This window comes from Novosphingobium meiothermophilum (assembly GCF_003171715.1).
In the GTDB taxonomy this organism is placed as follows: domain Bacteria; phylum Pseudomonadota; class Alphaproteobacteria; order Sphingomonadales; family Sphingomonadaceae; genus Novosphingobium; species Novosphingobium meiothermophilum.
The window spans coordinates 1-18669 of sequence record NZ_QGHL01000001.1 but is presented as its reverse complement, the minus strand read 5'-3'; the positions used below and the strand labels follow the sequence as shown (position 1 = coordinate 18669).

Here is an 18669-nt window from a genome sequence, read left to right as displayed (position 1 = left end):
AGGCGCCTTGTGGAGACTGCCCTGCTCTCGGATCGTGAGGCTTGTGCTTGCGGGCTTTGAAAACAACGGCGGGAAAAAGCACTATCCGCCAATCGGACATTCGTTCTTCGGCCATCGGCTCGCAATCATCGACAGGCATGCTTCCGGCACGCCATGCGCCCCGGCGCGAGGGCGCGCCCTGGTTCCTCCTTTCCGGCGAGGGACGGTGCGCTTCGGAGATAATTGGAATGAGTGCTACAGATCAAGGCTCCATCACGCCGGACGAAGCGCAGCAAATGGCGAAGAACGCTGCGTTTTCGGCACGTCTGCCGCGCTCGGTCAAGGCTGGTTTCGGGGTTGGTCAGGTGGCGGGCCAGTTGTTCCGCGATGTGCCATCCCTGCTGCTGCTGTTCTACCTCACGAATGTCATGGGCATTGCCCCTGCCATTGCGGGCGCGGCCATATTCGTGCCCAAGGTGGTTTTCGGGGTGGTGTTCGATCTGTGGATCGGTCTTGCATCTGACCGCCTGGCGAGCAGAACGCCGCGTCCGTTTCCCCGTCGGCAGTGGCTGCTGGTCGGTGCGGCGGCAGCGCCCTTTGCCATGCTGGGGCCGTTTGCCGTGCCGGACGCGGCCACCGCGTTTCAGGTGGCATGGGTCTTCGTGACCTTCAGCGCCTACATGGCGATCTATTCGACCTTCTCGGTTCCCTATCTGGCGCAGTTCTCGGAGATGTCTGCGGACCCGGTCGAGCGGACCGAACTGATGGGCTGGAAGCACGGGTTTACCGGGCTTGGCGTGCTGATGTCGTCCTCGTTCGCGCCGATGCTCGTGAACCGTCTGGGCATGGACCGGGCGGGGCATCTGGAGACAATGGCGGTGCTGGGGCTGATCTCGATGGGCTGCCTGCTGATCGCGTGGCGCTTTGCCGCGCGCATCCCCGATGGCGCGCGCTGCGCAAAGCCGTTCCTGCTCAAGGATCTGCCCCGCACCTTTGCCGACCGGCGGTTTGCCGTGCTGTGCCTTTCGGCGGTCATCATGACGGTGGGGGCGGGGATTTCCTATGCCGGTTTTCCCTTCTTCGTGAAATACGCGATGGCGCGGCCCGAACCCCTGCACGATATCGGCGTTATGTCGGCCATCATGGCGGTTGCGGTCATGGCGGGATCGCCGCTCTGGGTCATGGTGGCGGCCCGCATCGGCAAGAAGCCGACCTATGTTCTGGCCGCTGCCGGGCACGGGCTGGTCACGCTGGTCTGGGGCCAGCTTGGCGCGGTGCCGATCGAGGTGGCCTATGTCCTGGCTGCACTGATGGCCGCCTGCAATGCGGGGTGGGGCACGATCGTGCTTTCGCTTCTGGCCGATTGCATTGCCCATGCCCGCGACGAGCATGACGAGAACCGGGCGGGAACCTATTCGGCCATCTGGTCGATCATCGAGAAGGCGGGCATTGCGCTGGGCGGCACGCTGGTGGTGGGCGCCATCCTTTCGGGCTGGGGCTTCGATGCAGCGGCGGCGCGCGCCGGCATTGCCCAATCGGCGCAGGCGGTGGCGGGAACGGTTGTCGCCTATTCGGTGGTGCCGGGCGTGACCAAGCTGGTGGCGGCGCTGGTGATCTGGCTGTTCGTGCACGAGAAGGCACCGGCCCTGACGGCGCAGGTGGCGCATGGCTGATCCGGTCGGGCTGCTGCTGGTGGGTTGCGGGCGCATATCCGCCGCGCACCTTGGCGCGCTGGCCGGGCTGGAGGGGGAAATCCGGCTGGCTGGCGTGGCAGATGCGGATCAAGGCGCGCGGCACCGCGCGGCGGCGGCCCATGCCGTGCCCGCCTTTGCCGATCTGGACGAGGCGCTTGCCATGCCCGGCGTGGATGCCGTGCTGATTGCCAGCCCCAATGCGCTTCACGCCGCGCAGGCGGCCGCTGCATTGGCGGCGGGAAAGCATGTGCTGGTGGAAAAGCCGCTGGCCGAAACCGGTGCCGAGGCGAGCGCGCTGGCCGATCTGGCGCAAGCGCGCGGGCTGGTGCTGGCCGCCGGGCATACCTTTCGCCACAACGAAGCCGTGGCCGAACTGGTGAGGCGGATGCCGCAATGGGGGGCCTTGCACGCAGTCGAGGTTTCGGCCTGTGTGTTCTGGGACGGACCGCAGGCGCCATGGTGGGCCGCGCGCACGCCTGCCGAAGGGCTGATCCTTTCGCTCTTTGCGCCCCATTCGCTGGATTTCGTGCAGCTCGTGATGGGGCAGGATGATCCGCTGCGCGTCCATGCCGAGACGGCGCGCTGGCAATCGGGCTGGCGGGCCGAGGACGAGGCGATGATCCTGCTGCGCTATCCGGGGCGGCGCATGGCCAGCATCCACATTTCCTACAACCAGCGCAGCGTGTTCGATCGCAAGGTGCTGCACTTCGCGCGAGGCGTGGCGGAAATCGCCGATGGCGAGTTCCTGACGTGGAACGGCGAGGTGCTGGTATCCCCGCCGCCGGGGATCATCGACGACGCGCGCCGGATGGGCGGGCGGCGGCTGGATCATTTCTTCCGGCAGCAGTTGCGCGCCTTCGTGGCCGCCATCAGGGGGCAGCCGAACCTGTGCCCAACCGGGCGCGATGCGGCGCGGCTGATCGACCTGCTTGACCGGGTGAAGGCGGCTGCCCGCGACAGCATGGGCTAGGGCGCGGCGTTCCGAGCGGGCACCGCAGCGCGGCGACAGGCCGCCCAGTCAGGCGGGGTTGGTGGCCATGTATTCGAGAATGTCGAAGCGCGGCGCGGTCCACCCCTTGCGGTCGAAGATCTCCGGGGTGCGGTCTTGCAGCCCCTTGAGCGCCTGTGCAGGGATCTGATCGAGCGAGCGGACCTTGACCCCGGCGGCGCGGCCATAGGTGCGGCCCGCGCGCGATCCCATGCCAAGCCAGGGATGCCACGATCCGAGGTTCTGGAAGTGATGGAAGGCATCGGCCGAACTGACGCCTTCATCGAAGGCCTGCGCCACGGGGGCAACGGTGGTGGCCAGCGTATCCCAGTAGGCGATCGGGCCGGAGGAGAACTTGGGATGCTTTTCCGGGCTGACCGGGTTGGGGCGGGCCATGTCGGCCATGGCGCTGACGAAGAGCGAGCCGCCGAAGGCTTCCATCCGCATGGGGCGCGGGGTCAGCTCTGCGCCCATGGCCACCATGCCGTCAGGTCCGTGGGTGACGGTGAACGGGCCGCCGAGGAACTGAAAGGGCTTGCGCACTTCTCCCGTCAGCGGGTTCTGCCATTCGTCAAGCACATCGTCGGTATCGAAGGCGCAATAGACACCGCATTCGAAGGTTCTGGCCTGATAGCGGTTTCCGGGCAGCGGGGTCCATTCGTTCACGCTGAGGTGGTTGAGCGTGAAGAAGGGCACGAGATTGCCGTCGCCGGTAAAGCCATAGAGGTTGAGGCGATAGAAGATGTTGACCGTTTCGGCCTCGCACGATCCGGCAACGCGGGCGCGCACGCGGGCGCGGGTCGCCGGATCGCGCAGGCGCGCGGTCGCTTCGGCATCTGAAATGGCGGGCGAGGGCGCCCTTGCCCTGCCTGCGGCAGCCGATGCGGGCGCGGTTGCCATCCCTGCGGCCAGACCGGCGGCGGCGGGCAGGGCAGACATAAGCGAACGGCGAGTGAGATCTGCGGACATCGGCCAAAATCTCCGGGCCAGCCTGTGAGGCCGACCTGTGCGGGCAGCCCAGTGCCGCCCTTGCTTCCTGCCGAAGATGGCGCCCGGCCGTTCACCGCGCAGGACCGGGCCGGGATTTGTCCGCCTGTCGGATGGGACTGCACCGGTGCGGCGCGGGTTCAGCCCTTGAGGCTGCCGAGAAAGGCCAGCGCTTCGGCCTCGCTCACCACGTCGGCATACTTGGCGTTCATGTCGAACAGGTTGGCCTCGTGGGGGGCGGCGTGCCGGTCGCCGCAGGCATCGGCGATGACGGCGGTGCGGAAGCCGTGGCTCATCGCATCGACGCACGAGGCGCGCACGCAACCCGACGTGGTGAGACCGGTGAGCAGGACCGAATCGATGCCCATCGCGGTGAGCGTCGAGGCCAGCGAGGTGCCGAAAAAGGCGCTGGGGTATTGCTTGGAGACGACCAGTTCATCCTCGAAGGGTTCCAGCCCCGGTCCCCATGCGCCCATCGGACTGCCCCTGAGAAAGTTCTTCAGCGGCGCGGCCTTTTCGAAGAAGCGGCCGCCGTCGATGGCGCTGGGGTGATAGACGACATTGGTGAGGATCACCGGCACGCCCGCGCTGCGCGCCGCCGCGCGCACGCGCAGCGCCGAGGCGAGGGCATCATCGACATCGGCGTAAAGTTCGCAGGATTCGTCGAAATAGCCCATGCAGAAGTCGATCAGGATCAGCGCTGGCTTGCTGCCGAAGCCCACCCGCCGGTCATAGGCGCGCTTGTAGTTGGCCAGCAGGTCGTCATTCTCGCTCATGCAGTCGTGTCCTCAGGGTAAAGCCATGGCTGGATCCTGCGCTGTCCGGCCTCGAAGGCGGCAATGGCGCCTTCGAAGCGGGCCAGCACGAGGTCGGTTTCGTCCCATCCGTTGAGGAGGGCAAGCCGTCTTTCGGGCGCGATGGCAAATGGCACCGGATCGGCCTTGCCCGCGGTGACGGTCTGGCCTTCTAGATCGACCGTGAAAGGCGCGCCAGCGGCGGCGGCTTCCAGCATCGCGGCCACGGTGGCGGGCGGCAGGATGATCGGAACAATGCCGTTGCGCAGGCAGTTGTTATGGAAGATTTCGCCCAGCGCAGGCGCGATGACCGCGCGCACGCCCAGGCCCTGGAGCGCCCAGACCGCCTGTTCGCGGCTTGATCCCGAACCGAAGTTCGCGCCCGCCACGATCACCGCAGGCGCGCGGAACGGCTCGGCATTGAGGACATAGCCCGCCACTTCGGTGCCATCGGGATGATAGCGGCGGTCATGGAAGGCGTGGCGGCCAAGGCCGTCGCGCGCGGTCAGCAGCAGGAAGCGCGCCGGAAAGATGATGTCGGTGTCGATGTTCTCTTCCGGCATGGCGGCGGCATGGCCGGTGACGGTGGTGAAAGGGGTGAGGGAGGTCATGCCACATACTCGCGCGCATCGGCGATATGGCCCGCGATGGCGGCAGCGGCGGCCATGGCCGGGCTCATCAGGTGGGTGCGCCCGCCCGCGCCCTGCCGGCCTTCGAAATTGCGGTTGCTGGTAGAGGCGCAGCGGTCCTGCGGCGAGAGCCGGTCATCGTTCATGGCAACGCACATCGAACAGCCCGAAAAGCGCCATTCGAACCCCGCCTCGATGAGGATCCGGTCCAGTCCTTCACGCTCTGCCGCCGCGCGCGTGGCCATGCTGCCGGGCACGACGATGGCCCTGACGCCCGGCGCCACCTTGCGCCCCAGCGCGATGGCGGCCGCAGCGCGCAAGTCCTCGATCCTGCCATTGGTGCATGAACCGATGAAGACATGGCTGACCGGCGTGCCCAGCAGCGGCGCGCCGGGCGTCAGGCCCATGTAGGCCAGCGCCTTTTCCGCCTCGCGCCGCTGGGATGGTTCGGTGATCTGCGCCGGGTCGGGCACGCGGGCGCTGACGGGAAGGGTCTGGTTGGGGCTGGTGCCCCAGCTGACCTGCGGTTCGATTTCGGCAAGGTCGATGGTCACGTGCCTGTCATAGGCGGCGCCGGGATCGCTGCGCAGCGTGTCCCAATAGGCGCAGGCCCGCGCGAACAGCTCGCCCTGCGGGGCAAGGCGGCGGCCCCTGATGAAGGCATAGGTCGTCTCGTCGGGCGCGACGAGGCCGATGCGGCTGCCGGCCTCGATGGTCATGTTGCACAAGGTCATGCGTTCGGCCATCGCCATGGCACTGACGGCAGGCCCGGCATATTCCACCGCATGGCCCACCGCCCCGTTGGCCCCGATCCGCGCGATGAGGGCAAGCGCGATGTCCTTGGCGAAGACAAGCGGATGGCGGGTGCCGACAAGTTCCACCTTCATCGTCCTTGCGCGCGTCTGGCGCAGGGCCTGCGCGGCCATGACGGTGGACTGTTCGCTTGCCCCGATGCCGAAGGCCAGCGCGCCGAACGCCCCGTGGGTGGTGGTGTGGCTGTCGCCGCAGACGATGGTCGTGCCGGGCAGGGTGAAGCCGGTTTCCGGGCCGATGACGTGCACGATGCCCTGTTCGGGACCGTCGAGCGCGGCATAGGGCACGGCGAACTCGCGCACGTTGGCTTCAAGTTCGGCAATCTGCGATGCGGCCAGCGGATCGTCGATCGTGCCGCGCTGGCGCGTGGGGATGGCATGATCGGCCACGGCAAGGTGCGTTTCCGGGCGGCGCAGGCGGCGGCCCCTTGCGCGCAGCGCCACGAAGGACTGCGGGCTGGAAACCTCGTGCACGATGTGGCGGTCGATATAGAGCAGCGCCTCCCCGCCTGCCGCATCCGCGCCTCCCAGATCGGCAACGACGTGGGAATCCCAGAGCTTTTCGTAGAGCGTGCGCGGCTTCATTGGCCCGGAACCCCGGCTTCCACGTAAGTCTCGATCCAGCGGGCAAAGCGGTCGGGCACTTCGAGCGGCGGATAGTGGCCGACATCGGGCATCAGCACTTTGGAAATCGTGGCGTTCTTCAGATAGCGCGTGATCGCGTTGACCGCCGCTTCGGGCAGGAGCGGATCGCCGCCGCCCCAGACGAGGAAGGTAGGCGTGGTGATCTTCGCCATCTCGATGGCGGCCTGCTTGCCATCGCCGATGCGCGCGACCATGGCGATGGGGTGCCGTTCCGGGCTGCGCCGGTTGAAATCCCAGTATTCCATGCGCGTGCGCCTGCTGATCCGCGCCGGATCGCCCGCGAAGAAGGACAGATACTGGTCCCAGAAGTCGTAGTCCTGATAACCGGTCCGGCGCGCGCGGTCCTGTGCGGCAAGGAAGGCGGGCGTCTGGACCATGTGGCTGGTATCGACCGGATCGGACGGGGTATTCGAAAGGATCAGCCGCGCGACCATTTCGGGACGCCTTGCGGCCAGATACATCGCCATGGTCCCGCCGCTGGACACGCCGACGGCAGCGGCGAGCCGCTTCACGCCAAGACCGTCGAGCAGACCTTCGGTGATCTCCACCGGCAGCACGCTTGCGGCGGCCTCGTCGCTGACCGGGCCGGACAGGCCGTAACCGGGAATGTCGAAGCGGATGATGCGGTAGCGCGGCTTGAGCAGCACGGCGATGCGGTCCCACGTGCGCAGGCTGCTTTGCGATCCGTGGATCATCAGCAGGACCGGCGCCTTGCGGGGGCCTTCGTCCTTGTAATGGATTTCCATGCCCCTGACGGTCATGTAGCGGCTCTGCCGGTCGGCATAGCGGGCGCGCAACTGGGCCACCGTCAGGCGCGGGGTGGCGGGCGAATCGGGCGCGGTCGCGGCCACCTGCGCCGCTGCGGGCAGGTTTGCCACGGGGGTGAGGATCAGCGCTGCCAGCAGCACTTTCAGGGGGTTCATGGGGCCTCCGGTGCGGACGTTTCGCATGAAGCAATGGGTATCGCCTATCCATGATTGGCGTATTTTCCGAAAGCCATGCTTGTCTATCCGACAGGTGGTGAGCACCACCCGCGCAATCGACACGGGCCTCCCGGCTGTGGCGATTGGCAGCGTGAAGCGGCCTGCCCTGCGGCAACGGCCCAAGGGAACATGACGACCATGATGATGGACCGGCGGACATTCTCGATTGGCGGCCTTGGCCTTGGTCTTGCCGGGCTGGCGGCGGGCCAGCCCGCATGGGCCGCGCGCCGGGCGAGGAAGGCCGCGCCCTCTGCCCCCACGCGCAAGCCGGGGCAGAGCGACGTGATCGTGCTGGGCGCAGGCGTTTCGGGCCTTCAGGCGGCATGGATGCTGGAACAGGAAGGCAAGACCGTGACCGTGCTCGAAGCGCGCGATCGGGTGGGCGGCCGGATCTGGACCCTGCTGGATCAGCCGGGCTATCCCGAAATGGGCTTCAATTCGATGGCCGAAGGCTATGGCCGGGGCCTTGATGCCGCACATCGCGCAGGCGTTCAGATGGTCGAGGTGGGCGCGCGCTATCGCTATGGGGCGCCGCCCCTGCTGTGGATCAACGGCAAGCCCATGACCCGCGCCGAATGGGCGGCCTTTCCCGGCAATCCCCTGCCCGAACGGCTGAAGATGCTCATGCCCGGCGAAGTGGTGGGCAAGCTGGTTTCCGACAATACCCGGCTGGCCGACTGGATGAGCTGGCATGAACCGGCCAATGCCGCGCTGGACATCTCGCTTCATGATTTCCTGAAGGCGCAGGGGCTTTCGGAGGCGGCGATCCGCCTGTGCAACGACATTGCGCCCTATTACGGCATCAATGCCTGGGACGTTTCGGCCTTGATGATGGAATACAACGACGGCTTCATCAAAGGCCAGATGGCGGCGGGAACGGGCTCGCTTTCGGCGAGGGGTGGCAACATCCACATTGCCACGGGCATGGCGCGGCTGCTGAAGGGCGATGTGCTGCTGGGGCGCGAGGTGGTGGCGATCACGCAGGACGGCGCGGCCGTGACGGTGCACTGCGCCGATGGGGCGACCTTCAGCGCGGGGCACGTGGTGTGCTCGCTGCCGTTCTCGGCGCTGCGCAACGTGAAGGTGCTGCCCGCGCTGGAAGGCATGCAGGCGCAGGCCGTGGCGCAGCTTGGCTATCAGCCGATCTCGATGGTCTTCGTCACCGCCACGGCGCCCTTCTGGGACGAGGATGGCCTTGCCCCCGGCATGTGGACCGACGGCGTTCTGGGCAATGTCATGCCGCAGCGCTATGGTGCCACGCCAGAGGAGATCACCGGCTTCGTGGTGCAGGCACGCGGCAATCTGGCGCTCTACTGGGACCGCATGGGCGCCGAAACGGCCAAGGCCATGGTGGTGCGCGAGATCGAGCGCCTGCGCCCGGCGGCAAGGGGCAAGGTTGCGGCGCACAGCTATTTCAGCTGGGCGGGCGAGCGGTTCAACGGGGGCGATGTGTCCTACTTCGGCCCCGGACAGGTGAAATGGCTGGATGCAATGATGCAGCCGGCCGGGCGTGTGCATTTCTGCGGCGAGCATACCGCACAGGCCGCGCGCGGGCTGGAAGGCGCGCTGGAATCGGCCGAGCGCGTGGCGCTTGAGATTCTGACGGCCTGAGGCCGTCAGGCAAGAGATTGACCGCCTGAGGCGGTATCCGGGTTCAGGGGTAAGATACTGATGGAATACGATTACATCCCGCTGCCGCAGCGCAGGCCGCTGATCTGGCCGAACGGCGCGCGGGTGGCGCTGATCCTCACGTTCAATCTGGAAACGTGGGATCTGACCAAGGATACCGACAAGCCCTATTACGCGGGCGGCCCGGCGATCCTGCCCGATGTGCTGCCCGGCAACACGCCCGATTTCCCCAACTTTACCTGGCGCGAATATGGCCAGCGGGTGGGGCTGTGGCGGCTGATCGACCTGTTCGACGAACTGGGGGTGAAGGCAAGCTGCACCACCAATGCCGTGACGTTCGAACGGCGCAAGGCGATGACCGATGCCGTGCTGGAACGTGGCTGGGAACTGCTGACGCACAACTGGGAGCAGGGCGAACTGCTTTCCAGCTTTGCGCACGAGCCGGAAAAGGAGCGCGACATCATCCTGCGCAGCCTTGAACAGTTCGAGAAGTTCACCGGCCGCAAGAGCAAGGGCTGGCTCTCGTCCTCCCTGCGCGGCACGATGCAGACGGCCGACATCCTCGCCGAATACGGCTGCACGTTCTACTGCGACATCATGAACGACGATCAGCCCTATCTGTTGCGCACGCCGCACGGGCCGATCGTTTCGGTGCCCTATTCGAACGAGATCAACGACTTCACCTTCATCACGCGCAAGAACTACACCACGAACGAATACCGCGACGCCCTGATCGAGGAACTGGACGTGCTTTATGCCGAAGGCGCGAAGACGGGCCGCATCATGAACCTTGGGCTGCATCCGCACGTTTCGGGCCGCGCGCACCGGGTGCGGGCGCTGCGCGAGTTCATCGAACACGCCAAATCGCTGCCCGGCGTGTGGTGGGCCACGCGCGAGGAGATTGCCGCGTGGTATCTGGCCAACCATGAATCGCATATTCCCGGCCAGCTTGAAGGCGGCGCGAAATGAGCCGGCCCGAAACCATCCTGATCGTGGGCGGGGGTGTTGCGGGCATGACCGCTTCGGCCGCGCTTGCCCAGCAGGGCTTCAGGGTCACGCTGCTGGAAAGCGCACCCCAGTTCGGCGAGATCGGCGCGGGGCTGACGCTGACGCCCAACGCGATGAAGGGCCTTGATTTCATCGGCATCTGCGAGGAGGCCGCCGCGGTTGCGGTGGAACCCACCCGCCAGCGCATCCAGCACTGGCGCGATGGCCGCACCCTGGTGGAGATGGACCGTTCCACCCAGCGCGCGAAATATGGCGCGCCCTACATCACCGTGCACCGCGCCGACCTTCACGCCGTGATGACCCGCGCGGCAGAGCGTTCGGGCGTGGAGATGATCGCCGGGGCGCAGGTCGTTTCCAGCAAGGGCACGACAGTGACGCTGGCCGATGGCCGCACCTTCGGCGCGGACGTGCTGATCGGGGCCGACGGCGTGAAAAGCGTGATCCGGCAGCGCTTTGGCGATGATGCGCCGCACTTCACCGGCCATGTGGCCTGGCGCTGCCTTGTGCCGGTGACACCGGAGCTTCAGGAACTTTCCGACTTTCCCGGCATCATCATCGGCCCCGGCGCGATGATGAACCGCTATAACGTCAGGGGCTCGAAGATCATGAACTTCGTGTTCTTCGCCCGGCAGGAAGGCTGGAACGAGGAGGGCTGGACCACGCCTGCCGATCCGGCCGAACTGCAAGGCATCTTTGGCCACTGGTGCGACGATGCAAAAGCCCTGCTGCGGGCGGCAACCGCGCAGCCCCTGTTCAAGTGGGCCATCAATGCGCGAAAGCCGATGGATACCTGGGTGCTTGATGGCAACGTGACGCTGATCGGCGATGCCGCCCACGCGATGACCCCGTTCCTTGGCCACGGCGCGGCCTGCGGGATCGAGGATGCGGTGGTGCTGGCGCGGGCGCTGGCGGCATCGGACAGCGCGGCCGAAGGTCTGGCCCGCTACGAGGCGGCGCGGCACGAGAGGGCCACTTTCATCCAGCAGGAATCGAACGCCAATGCCGACCGGATGCAGGGGCAGGACACCGACCTGTTCGGGCTGGGCGAGATGAAGGACGAGGAATCGCTCGGCCTGTTCACCTATGATCCGAGGACCGTTGCCGTATGAGCGCACAGCCCGTTCCCTTCGATGGCCTTGTCATCGCGCCGGAAACCGCACGCTTCCTTGGCGAGGCGCACCGGCTGCTGATTGGCGGGGAATGGGTTGACGGATCGGGCGAACTGGAAACGCGCGATCCGGCGACCGGGCTGGTGCTGGCCCGGTTCCACACCGGCGGCGCGGCAGAAGTGGACCGGGCGGTGAAGGCCGCGCGCGCCGCCTTCGAAGGGCCGTGGGGGCGGATGAGCGTGGCGACACGCACCGCGCTTCTCCAACGGCTGGCGCGGGTGATGGAAGCCAATGCCACGCTGCTGACCGAACTCGACGTGATCGATAACGGGATGCCGCGCTTCATCGCCGGGCTGACCACGGCCAATTGCGTGGAGATGGTCGATTATTATGCGGGGGCGGTCATGCGGATCGAAGGGACGACCACCGCCCCGCCGCGCCACATCGCCGCTGAAACCGAAGCGCTGACCTATACCCTGCGGGAACCGATCGGGGTGGCGGGACAGATCGTGCCGTGGAACGTGCCGCTTTCCACCGCCATTCTCAAGCTTGCGCCCGCGCTGGCGGCGGGCTGCACCGTGGTGATGAAGCCATCGGAGGAAACGCCGCTTTCCGCGCTGGCGCTGGGCGGCATGATCCTTGAGGCGGGGCTTCCCGCGGGCGTGGTCAATATCGTCAACGGCGCGGGCGGCGAAGCCGGGCAGGCGCTGGCCGAACATCCGGGGGTGGACAAGATCTCGTTTACCGGCTCCACCGCCACGGGGCGCAGGATCATTCAGGCAGCACTGGGCAATCTCAAGAAGGTCAGCCTTGAACTGGGCGGCAAAAGCCCGGTGGTGGTCATGCCCGATGCCGATCCGGCGCTGGCGGTTCCGGGCGTGGCGATGGCGACGTTCTTCCTTCAGGGGCAGAACTGCATGGCGGGCACGCGCATCTTCGCCCATGCGGCCATCCACGATGCCCTGATCGAAGGCGTGGCGGCATTTGCGCAGGGCATGACGCTGGGCCACGGGCTTGATCCGGCAACCATGCAAGGCCCGATGATTTCTGCCGCGCACGCGGCGAAAGTCATGGGCCATATCGAGCGGGCCGGAGCCGATGGCGCCGTGCTGGTGACGGGCGGTGAAAGACTTGACCGGCCGGGCAACTTCATCCGGCCCACGGTCTTTACCGGGTGCAACAATGCCATGCCGCTGATGCGCGAGGAGATCTTCGGCCCGGTCATGGCCGTGCAGAAGTTCGAGAGCGACGATCTGGAAGTGATTGCCGCACTGGCCAACGACACGCCCTATGGCCTGTCGGGCAGTGTGTGGACGCGCGATCTTTCAACCGCGCACCGGCTGGTCAGGCGTATCCGGGCAGGCCATGTCTCGATCAACTGCCACGGGGCGGTGGGCACCAACATTCCCTTTGGCGGCTATGGCCAGTCAGGCTGGGGGCGCGAGTTCGGGCAGGAAGGGCTGGACGCCTATCTTGAGACAAAGGCGGTGACGGCGCGCCTGTGATCGGCGCGCGCGATTGCATGAGGCCGTGGTTGCTGTAAGGCAGCGCCATGGCCCGCAAGCATTCCAAGCACGGTCGTCATGACGACTTCGACACGCCGGACGCGCCAGAAGCGCCGCCGCCGGTGCCCTGCTGGCTGTGCGGACGGCCGACCGGCAGCACGATCGTATGGCATCATCCCGTGCCCAAGAGCCGGGGCGGGCGCGACGTGGTGCCGATGCACGGCATCTGCCAGCAGACCCTGATCGCCAACTTCACCAATTCGCAGCTTCAGCGCATCGGCATGGATGTGGACATGCTGCTGGCCAACCCGGCAATCCGCAAGTTCGTTGACTGGGTGGCCAACAAGGAACCGGATTTCACCGCCCCGATCACGAAGAAGCAGCGATGAACCGGTTCCCCGCCGAAGCCTAGGCGCTTCCCAGGGGCACGTTCGAAAGATCGTGGCTGATGGCGGCGGCGGTGGCCTTCAGATCATCGAGGTAGGTTTCGAGCGCGGCCGACAGCTTCATCGCGGCCACGAAGAACACCATGGTCATGGCGGCTTCGTAGTGGCCGTTGCGGAAGATCGGCACGGCGATCGATGAGGTCTTGCCCGGCGTCAGGTTGAAGTGGTTGCGGCCCTGCACGGCGTAGCCATCGGCACGGATACGCTCCACATCGAGGCTGACTTCGGCCGTGGCGAGGTAGTTGAGATCGATGTCCTGCGACACGCGCATGAAGCGCAGGATCATCTCGCGCTCCTCGTCGTCGGCAAAGGCCATCGAGACCTTGCCCGATGCGCTGTCGAGGATCGGCAGGGTGAAGCCGGGGTAATAGTGTTCGAAGGTGAGCGAGGAATTGGCGTGGGTGCTGTCGCGCAGCATCATCTCGCGGCCCACGCGGATGGCGATGGAAACCGGCCAGCCAACCCGCGCGGTAAGCGCGACGATATGCGGGCGGGCGATGCGGACCAGTTCATCGTCATGCTGGAAGCCGGTGGCCAGCGTCTGGACCAGCGCGGTCGGACGATAGCGCTTGCGCGCCGGTTCCTGTTCGATCAGCCCTTCGTAGAGCAGGGTCTGCACGATGCGGCAGGCCGTGGGATAGGGGACTTCGGCGGACTTGGCGATTTCCATCATCGAAAGCGAGCCGTGGCGGTTGATTGCCTTGAGCGCGGCAATGGACCGCGTGATCGACCGGATAGGAACGCCTTTTTCCATGATACGACTCCCCTTGCCATTCCGTGGTTGGCCACAGAGTGACAAGAGAATGTCATATGACCGAATTGTTCAAGAGTTTATCCGCCTGTCGGATAAATCTGTCCGAAAGCCGGAACAATCGGCCTGTCCGGCCCCTACCATGCCGGGACAATGACCTGCCGGATCGCCTTGCCTTCGGCGAGCCTGTCCATCAGGTCGTTGATTTCCTCCAGCGGGCTGACCGAGGTCAGGAGCCGTTCGACGGGCAGGCGTCCGGCCCGCCACAGCGCGATGTAGCGGGGGATGTCGCGCGCGGGGATGGCCGAACCCATGTAGCTGCCCATCAGCACCTTGCCTTCGGCAACCAATGAAAGTGCATTGATTTCGAGCATTTCGGCAGGATTGGGCAGGCCCACCGTAACGATGCGTCCGCCGCGCCGTGCAGCGCGGTAGGCCTGGGCGAGGACGGCGGCCTTGCCCACCGTTTCAATCACCACATCGGTGCCGGACAGGGCTGCATCTTCGCCCGGAGCGACCGCGGCAGCCGCGCCAAGTTCAAGCGCCAGCGCGCGCTTTTCGGGCGAGGGATCGACCGCGACGACCGGCTGCGCACCTGCGGCCAGCGCGCCCAGCAGCGCGGCAAGACCGACCCCGCCAAGGCCATAGATCAGGACCGATTCGCCGGGCCGGACAGCGGCCGTGTTCATCACCGCGCCGACACCCGTCAGCACCGCGCAGCCGAACAGGGCGGCGGTTTCGGGCGGGATGTCCTTGTCGATCTTCACTACCGAGCGGCGATCGACCACGGCCTGCGTGGCAAAGGCCGAGACGCCGAGGTGGTGATGGACATGACCCCCCTCGCACGAAAGGCGCGATCCGCCCTGCATGAGTTCGCCCTTGCCGTTGGCGGCGGCGGCATTGGCGCACAGATAGCCCTGACCCGAAGCACAGGCGACGCAGTGGCCGCACGAAGGCAGGAACACCAGCACGACCCGGTCGCCCACCGCGAGCGAACCGTCGCCTTGATCGCCGAGCGCGAGCACGGTGGCTGCGGCTTCATGGCCCAGCGCCATGGGCATGGGGCGGGGCCTGTCGCCATTGATGACGGAAAGGTCGGAATGGCACAGCCCCGCTGCATCGATGCGGACCAGAACCTCGCCGGGGCGGGGATCGGCAAGGTCGAGTGTCATCACCTCAAGCGGCTTGTGCCGGCCATAGGGCGCAGGGTTTTCGCCGCTCTGATGCAGGACGGCGGCGGCGATCTTGCGTGTGGTCATGCGCCTGCCTTGCCCCACTTCCTTTCAAACGCCCAGACATCTTCAAAGCCGATGAGCGAGCAGAACTCGCTGAAATCGAACAGGCCATCGGGCTGGCCGATGCCCTTGTCCTTGAGATCGCGCAGCGCCCGCTCCATCGCGGCGCAGGCCGCAAGGCTGGTGAGCGAGGGGTAGATGGCATAGGCATAGCCGATCTCGGCGAGGACTTCGGCGGGCGGCACCGGGGTCTTGCCGTGGTTCGACATGTTGGCCATGCAGGGCTTGTCGAGCACGCCGCAGGCCTTGCGCATTTCCTCCTCGCTGTGCAGCGCTTCGGGGAAGAGCACGTCGGCACCGGCCTTCGAATAGGCTTCAAGGCGCCGCAGCACTCCGTCGAGGCCTTCGCTCTCGCGCGCATCGGTGCGGGCGATGACGACGAAGTCCTCGGACGAGCGCGCATCGATGGCGACCTTGATCTTCTCGACCATGTCCTCGGTCGAGATCAGGCGCTTGAACGGCGTGTGGCCGCACTTCTTGGGGAACTCCTGATCCTCGATCTGGATTGCGGTGACGCCGCTGGCCTCATAGCCCCTGACCGTGTGATGCACGTTGAGTAGCCCGCCATAGCCGGTGTCGCCATCGGCAATCACGGCGGCATTGCTGGTGCGCGCCAGCGTTTCCATGCGGTTGCGCATTTCGGTGTAGGTGGCGATGCCCGCGTCGGGCAGCCCCCAGGCCGAAGCGGTCAGCCAGTAGCCGGTGCCATAGACGATATCGAAGCCGACCTTGTTGGCGATGACCGCTGCGATCATGTCCTGAATGCCGGGGACGACGAAGAACCTGCCCGCGTTCAGCTTTTCGCGGAGGATGGGATTTGCCACGGGTTTTCAGCTCCTTATGCGTTTGCCCAGCGCGGCGGGATTGGCGCGGGCAGGCCGGTTTCGGCAAGGCAGTTGGCGCGCAGCGTCTCGATGTCGGGACCGAAGTTGAACACGCCCACCGGCCCGCGCTCGGCGCGCATCCTCTCGCGCAGGGCCGCGGTGGCGGCAGCGTCGACCGCGCCGTCCTTCAGCACCACGCCATAACGCAGCGCCCCCTTTTCGGTGACAAGGCCCTGCTTCAGTTCCTTCGCCAGAAGCTGGGGATCACGTTCCAGCGGATCGCCCCAGCCCCCGCCGCCCCAGGTGATGAAGTGCAGGCGATCACCCGGTTCCACCGGATAGTCCTCGATCTTGTTGCCGACGACGATCTCGGTGCCATCGGTCTTGACCAGCACCTTGCGCGCGCGCGCACCCGGTTCGCCGCCATTCACGCCCCATGGCGGCACGAACCAGCGGTCGTCGTGAATGGCGATGGTGCCGGGTTCGAGGAAGCGATAGACCATGTCGATCCCGTTGCCGCCCCGGTGCAGCCCCGCCCCGCCGCTGTCGGGCACGGTTTCATAGCGTTCGATCACCAGCGGGAAGTAGCGTTCGAGGAACTCGTTGGGCACATTGGTGAAACCGGGGAACAGCGAGTGGCCATCCGGGCCATCGCCGAGAGGCCGTCCGGGAATGCCGCCGAAGCCGATCTGGAAAAGCTGGAACCACTTTCCGTTCCGGTCGTTGCCCGCATAGAACAGGTGCGGGCTGGACGAAAATCCGGCGGCGTTGAGGAACTCCGGCGTCTTCTGCCCCAGAAGGCCGCCCAGAATATCGAACAGACGCCCCAGAACGTGGGTGCGGCCCGAAAGCGCGGCGGGGAACTTCGGCTTGAGCAGTGATCCTTCGGGGATCCGCACATCGATCAGATCATAATAGCCATCGTTGAACAGGATCTGCGGATCGAAGACCATGATCATGTAGATGCCGAAGAACATGCGCATCATGTTCTCGTTGAGGAACATGTTGATCGATGCCTGACTTTGCGGATCGGTGCCCGCGAAATCGAGCACGACGCGCCCGTTCTCGCGCCACATCGTGCACTTGATCCGGTAGGGGCCGAAGCCCTTGCCATCGTCGCAGATGTAATCCTCGAAGCTGACCGGTTCTTCCCCGATCGAGCTTTCGATGAGCTGCTTCATGGCGCGGTGGTTGCGTTCCAGCAGGAGATCGGTGGCCGAGACGAAAACATCGTCGCCAAAGCGTTCGGCCATTTCGATCACGCGGCGCGCGGCCACGCGGCACGAGGCGATCAGGGCATTGAGATCGGCCTTGCACCAGTCCGGTGTGCGGGTCTGGTGCATGACCAGACGGATGAGGTCCTCGTTGTATTCGCCCCTCTTCCAGATCTTGACGGGCGGGATGCGCACGCCTTCCTGAAAGATGGTGGAGGCATGGATCGGCATTGACCCCGGCACCATGCCGCCGATGTCTGACTGGTGGCCGAACATCGAGGTATAGGCGATGAGGCGTCCGTCCTTGAACACGGGCAGCAGCACCAGCCAGTCGTTCGAATGGCTGATCGCGCCGCCCACCGAATAGGGATCGGAAAGGAAGATCAGGTCGCCATCCTCGACCGTGCCGTCATATCCATCGAGGAACGGGCCGATATACGATCCGAACTGGCCGACGATCATTTTGCCGGTGTGATCGGCAATGAGCGGGAAGGCATCGCCCTGCTCGCGGATGCCGGGAGACATCGCCGTGCGCACGAGGGTTGCGTCCATCTCGATGCGCGCGTTCCTCAGCGCGTTCTCGATGATGTCGAGCGTGACCGGATCGACCGGCACGGTGGCGAAGGGGGTTTGGTTGGCCTGGATGATCTGTGCGGGCATTGTGCTTATCCGTTCTCAGGCAAGGGTGATCAGGATGTTGCCGACATGATCGACGCGACCGGCGCAGCCCGCCTCGATCAGCGTGGTGGAGTCCATCTCAACGACGATGGCCGGGCCGGGGATCACGTCTCCGGCGCGCAACCGGGCGCGGTCGTAGATCACGGCCGGGACCATAGCGCCATCCGCCCACAGTTCGTGGTCGCGGATCTTTGCCGCCGAAGGATCGCCATTGCCCACCTCCAGCGCGGGGGCGGGCAGATCGAGCGCGGGGCCAAGCGCCACGGCGCGCAGGTTCACCAGTTCGTGCGCGCAATCCATGTTGAAGGTGAACAGGCGCTTGTGTTCGGCATCGAAGCGGTCGGTCACGCCTTTCAGGCCATCGCGGCGCAGCACGTCTGCGTCGATCGAAAGCGGCACTTCGAAGGCCTGACCTTCATAGCGGATGTCGAGTTCGAACAGGCTCGTGACATCGGCGTCGCTGATGCCCTCGGCGGTCAGTTCGGCGCGGGTCTGCGCGGCCATCTCGTCGAGGAGGGCGATGACTTCGGCCTCCTCGGTCTCGTCCACGCGGCGGCTGAACGAGCGGGCGGTTTCGGTGCGCATGCGGGTGGTGGCATCGCCAAGCGCGCAGAGCACGCCGGGACTGACCGGCGAGATCGCGGGCCATGATCCCATGAGGCGCGCCACTGCATTGACGTGGAGCGGCCCCGCCCCGCC

At 66.0% G+C, this 18669-nt stretch carries 16 protein-coding genes and 1 pseudogene; 7 read left to right on the top strand and 10 right to left on the bottom strand.

Annotated features, from left to right (window positions below):
• The first annotated feature begins 227 nt into the window (after positions 1 to 227).
• A complete protein-coding gene (locus DKM43_RS00085; RefSeq protein ID WP_161554005.1) occupies positions 228 to 1652 on the top strand; it encodes an MFS transporter in 1425 nt (474 codons plus the stop codon).
• A complete protein-coding gene (locus DKM43_RS00080; RefSeq protein WP_109796457.1) occupies positions 1645 to 2643 on the top strand; it encodes a Gfo/Idh/MocA family protein in 999 nt (332 codons plus the stop codon). The genes DKM43_RS00085 and DKM43_RS00080 overlap by 8 nt, the downstream gene beginning before the upstream one ends.
• A 48-nt stretch (positions 2644 to 2691) precedes the next feature.
• On the opposite strand, the gene DKM43_RS00075 is transcribed toward DKM43_RS00080, so the two are convergent.
• The 5 genes from DKM43_RS00075 to DKM43_RS00055 all read right to left on the bottom strand — a co-directional run bounded on the left by DKM43_RS00075 (position 2692) and on the right by DKM43_RS00055 (position 7451).
• The gene (locus DKM43_RS00075) at positions 2692 to 3630 is read right to left on the bottom strand and encodes a DUF1838 family protein (RefSeq protein ID WP_109796456.1); all 939 of its coding nucleotides are present in this window, start codon (positions 3628 to 3630) and stop codon (positions 2692 to 2694) included.
• 158 nt (positions 3631 to 3788) lie between these two features.
• Positions 3789 to 4424: an isochorismatase family protein gene (locus DKM43_RS00070; RefSeq protein WP_109796455.1), complete on the bottom strand. Its 636-nt coding sequence runs from the start codon at positions 4422 to 4424 to the stop codon at positions 3789 to 3791.
• Complete coding sequence (leuD, locus tag DKM43_RS00065; protein ID WP_109796454.1) at positions 4421 to 5053, bottom strand: 3-isopropylmalate dehydratase small subunit; 633 nt, start codon at positions 5051 to 5053, stop codon at positions 4421 to 4423. The genes DKM43_RS00070 and leuD overlap by 4 nt, the downstream gene beginning before the upstream one ends.
• Positions 5050 to 6468 carry a 3-isopropylmalate dehydratase large subunit gene (gene leuC / locus DKM43_RS00060; protein WP_109796453.1) on the bottom strand — a complete coding sequence of 473 codons (1419 nt, stop codon included), beginning with the start codon at positions 6466 to 6468 and terminating at the stop codon, positions 5050 to 5052. Before leuC ends, leuD begins: the two co-directional genes overlap by 4 nt.
• Positions 6465 to 7451 (bottom strand): alpha/beta fold hydrolase, encoded by a 987-nt coding sequence (locus DKM43_RS00055; RefSeq protein WP_109796452.1) that lies wholly within the window; start codon positions 7449 to 7451, stop codon positions 6465 to 6467. Before DKM43_RS00055 ends, leuC begins: the two co-directional genes overlap by 4 nt.
• A 189-nt stretch (positions 7452 to 7640) precedes the next feature.
• On the opposite strand from DKM43_RS00055, the gene DKM43_RS00050 reads away from it, so the two are divergent.
• The 5 genes from DKM43_RS00050 to DKM43_RS00030 are packed head-to-tail and all read left to right on the top strand — an operon-like array spanning position 7641 to position 13151.
• Positions 7641 to 9122, top strand: coding sequence for a flavin monoamine oxidase family protein (locus tag DKM43_RS00050; RefSeq protein WP_236632298.1), 1482 nt, complete (start codon positions 7641 to 7643; stop codon positions 9120 to 9122).
• Between the two features lie 60 nt (positions 9123 to 9182).
• A complete protein-coding gene (locus DKM43_RS00045) occupies positions 9183 to 10109 on the top strand; it encodes a polysaccharide deacetylase family protein (protein ID WP_109796451.1) in 927 nt (308 codons plus the stop codon).
• Positions 10106 to 11257 (top strand): FAD-dependent monooxygenase, encoded by a 1152-nt coding sequence (locus DKM43_RS00040; protein WP_109796450.1) that lies wholly within the window; start codon positions 10106 to 10108, stop codon positions 11255 to 11257. Before DKM43_RS00045 ends, DKM43_RS00040 begins: the two co-directional genes overlap by 4 nt.
• The gene (locus tag DKM43_RS00035) at positions 11254 to 12762 is read left to right on the top strand and encodes an aldehyde dehydrogenase family protein (protein WP_109796449.1); all 1509 of its coding nucleotides are present in this window, start codon (positions 11254 to 11256) and stop codon (positions 12760 to 12762) included. Before DKM43_RS00040 ends, DKM43_RS00035 begins: the two co-directional genes overlap by 4 nt.
• A gap of 47 nt (positions 12763 to 12809) precedes the next feature.
• On the top strand, positions 12810 to 13151 hold the full coding sequence (locus DKM43_RS00030) for a hypothetical protein (RefSeq protein ID WP_109796448.1): 342 nt from the start codon (positions 12810 to 12812) through the stop codon (positions 13149 to 13151).
• A gap of 19 nt (positions 13152 to 13170) precedes the next feature.
• Here the strand turns inward: DKM43_RS00030 and DKM43_RS00025 are convergent, their stop codons facing one another.
• The 5 genes and pseudogenes from DKM43_RS00025 to DKM43_RS00005 form a co-directional block, all read right to left on the bottom strand.
• Positions 13171 to 13962, bottom strand: a complete 792-nt coding sequence (locus DKM43_RS00025) for an IclR family transcriptional regulator (protein ID WP_109796447.1) — start codon at positions 13960 to 13962, stop codon at positions 13171 to 13173.
• A gap of 134 nt (positions 13963 to 14096) precedes the next feature.
• The gene (locus DKM43_RS00020) at positions 14097 to 15218 is read right to left on the bottom strand and encodes a zinc-binding dehydrogenase (protein WP_109796446.1); all 1122 of its coding nucleotides are present in this window, start codon (positions 15216 to 15218) and stop codon (positions 14097 to 14099) included.
• Positions 15215 to 16078, bottom strand: a complete 864-nt coding sequence (locus DKM43_RS00015) for an isocitrate lyase/PEP mutase family protein (RefSeq protein WP_109796445.1) — start codon at positions 16076 to 16078, stop codon at positions 15215 to 15217. The genes DKM43_RS00020 and DKM43_RS00015 overlap by 4 nt, the downstream gene beginning before the upstream one ends.
• A gap of 14 nt (positions 16079 to 16092) precedes the next feature.
• The gene (locus DKM43_RS00010; protein ID WP_109796444.1) at positions 16093 to 17952 is read right to left on the bottom strand and encodes a hydantoinase B/oxoprolinase family protein; all 1860 of its coding nucleotides are present in this window, start codon (positions 17950 to 17952) and stop codon (positions 16093 to 16095) included.
• Between the two features lie 15 nt (positions 17953 to 17967).
• Positions 17968 to 18669 (bottom strand): annotated as a pseudogene (locus DKM43_RS00005) (hydantoinase/oxoprolinase family protein); the annotation flags it as partial.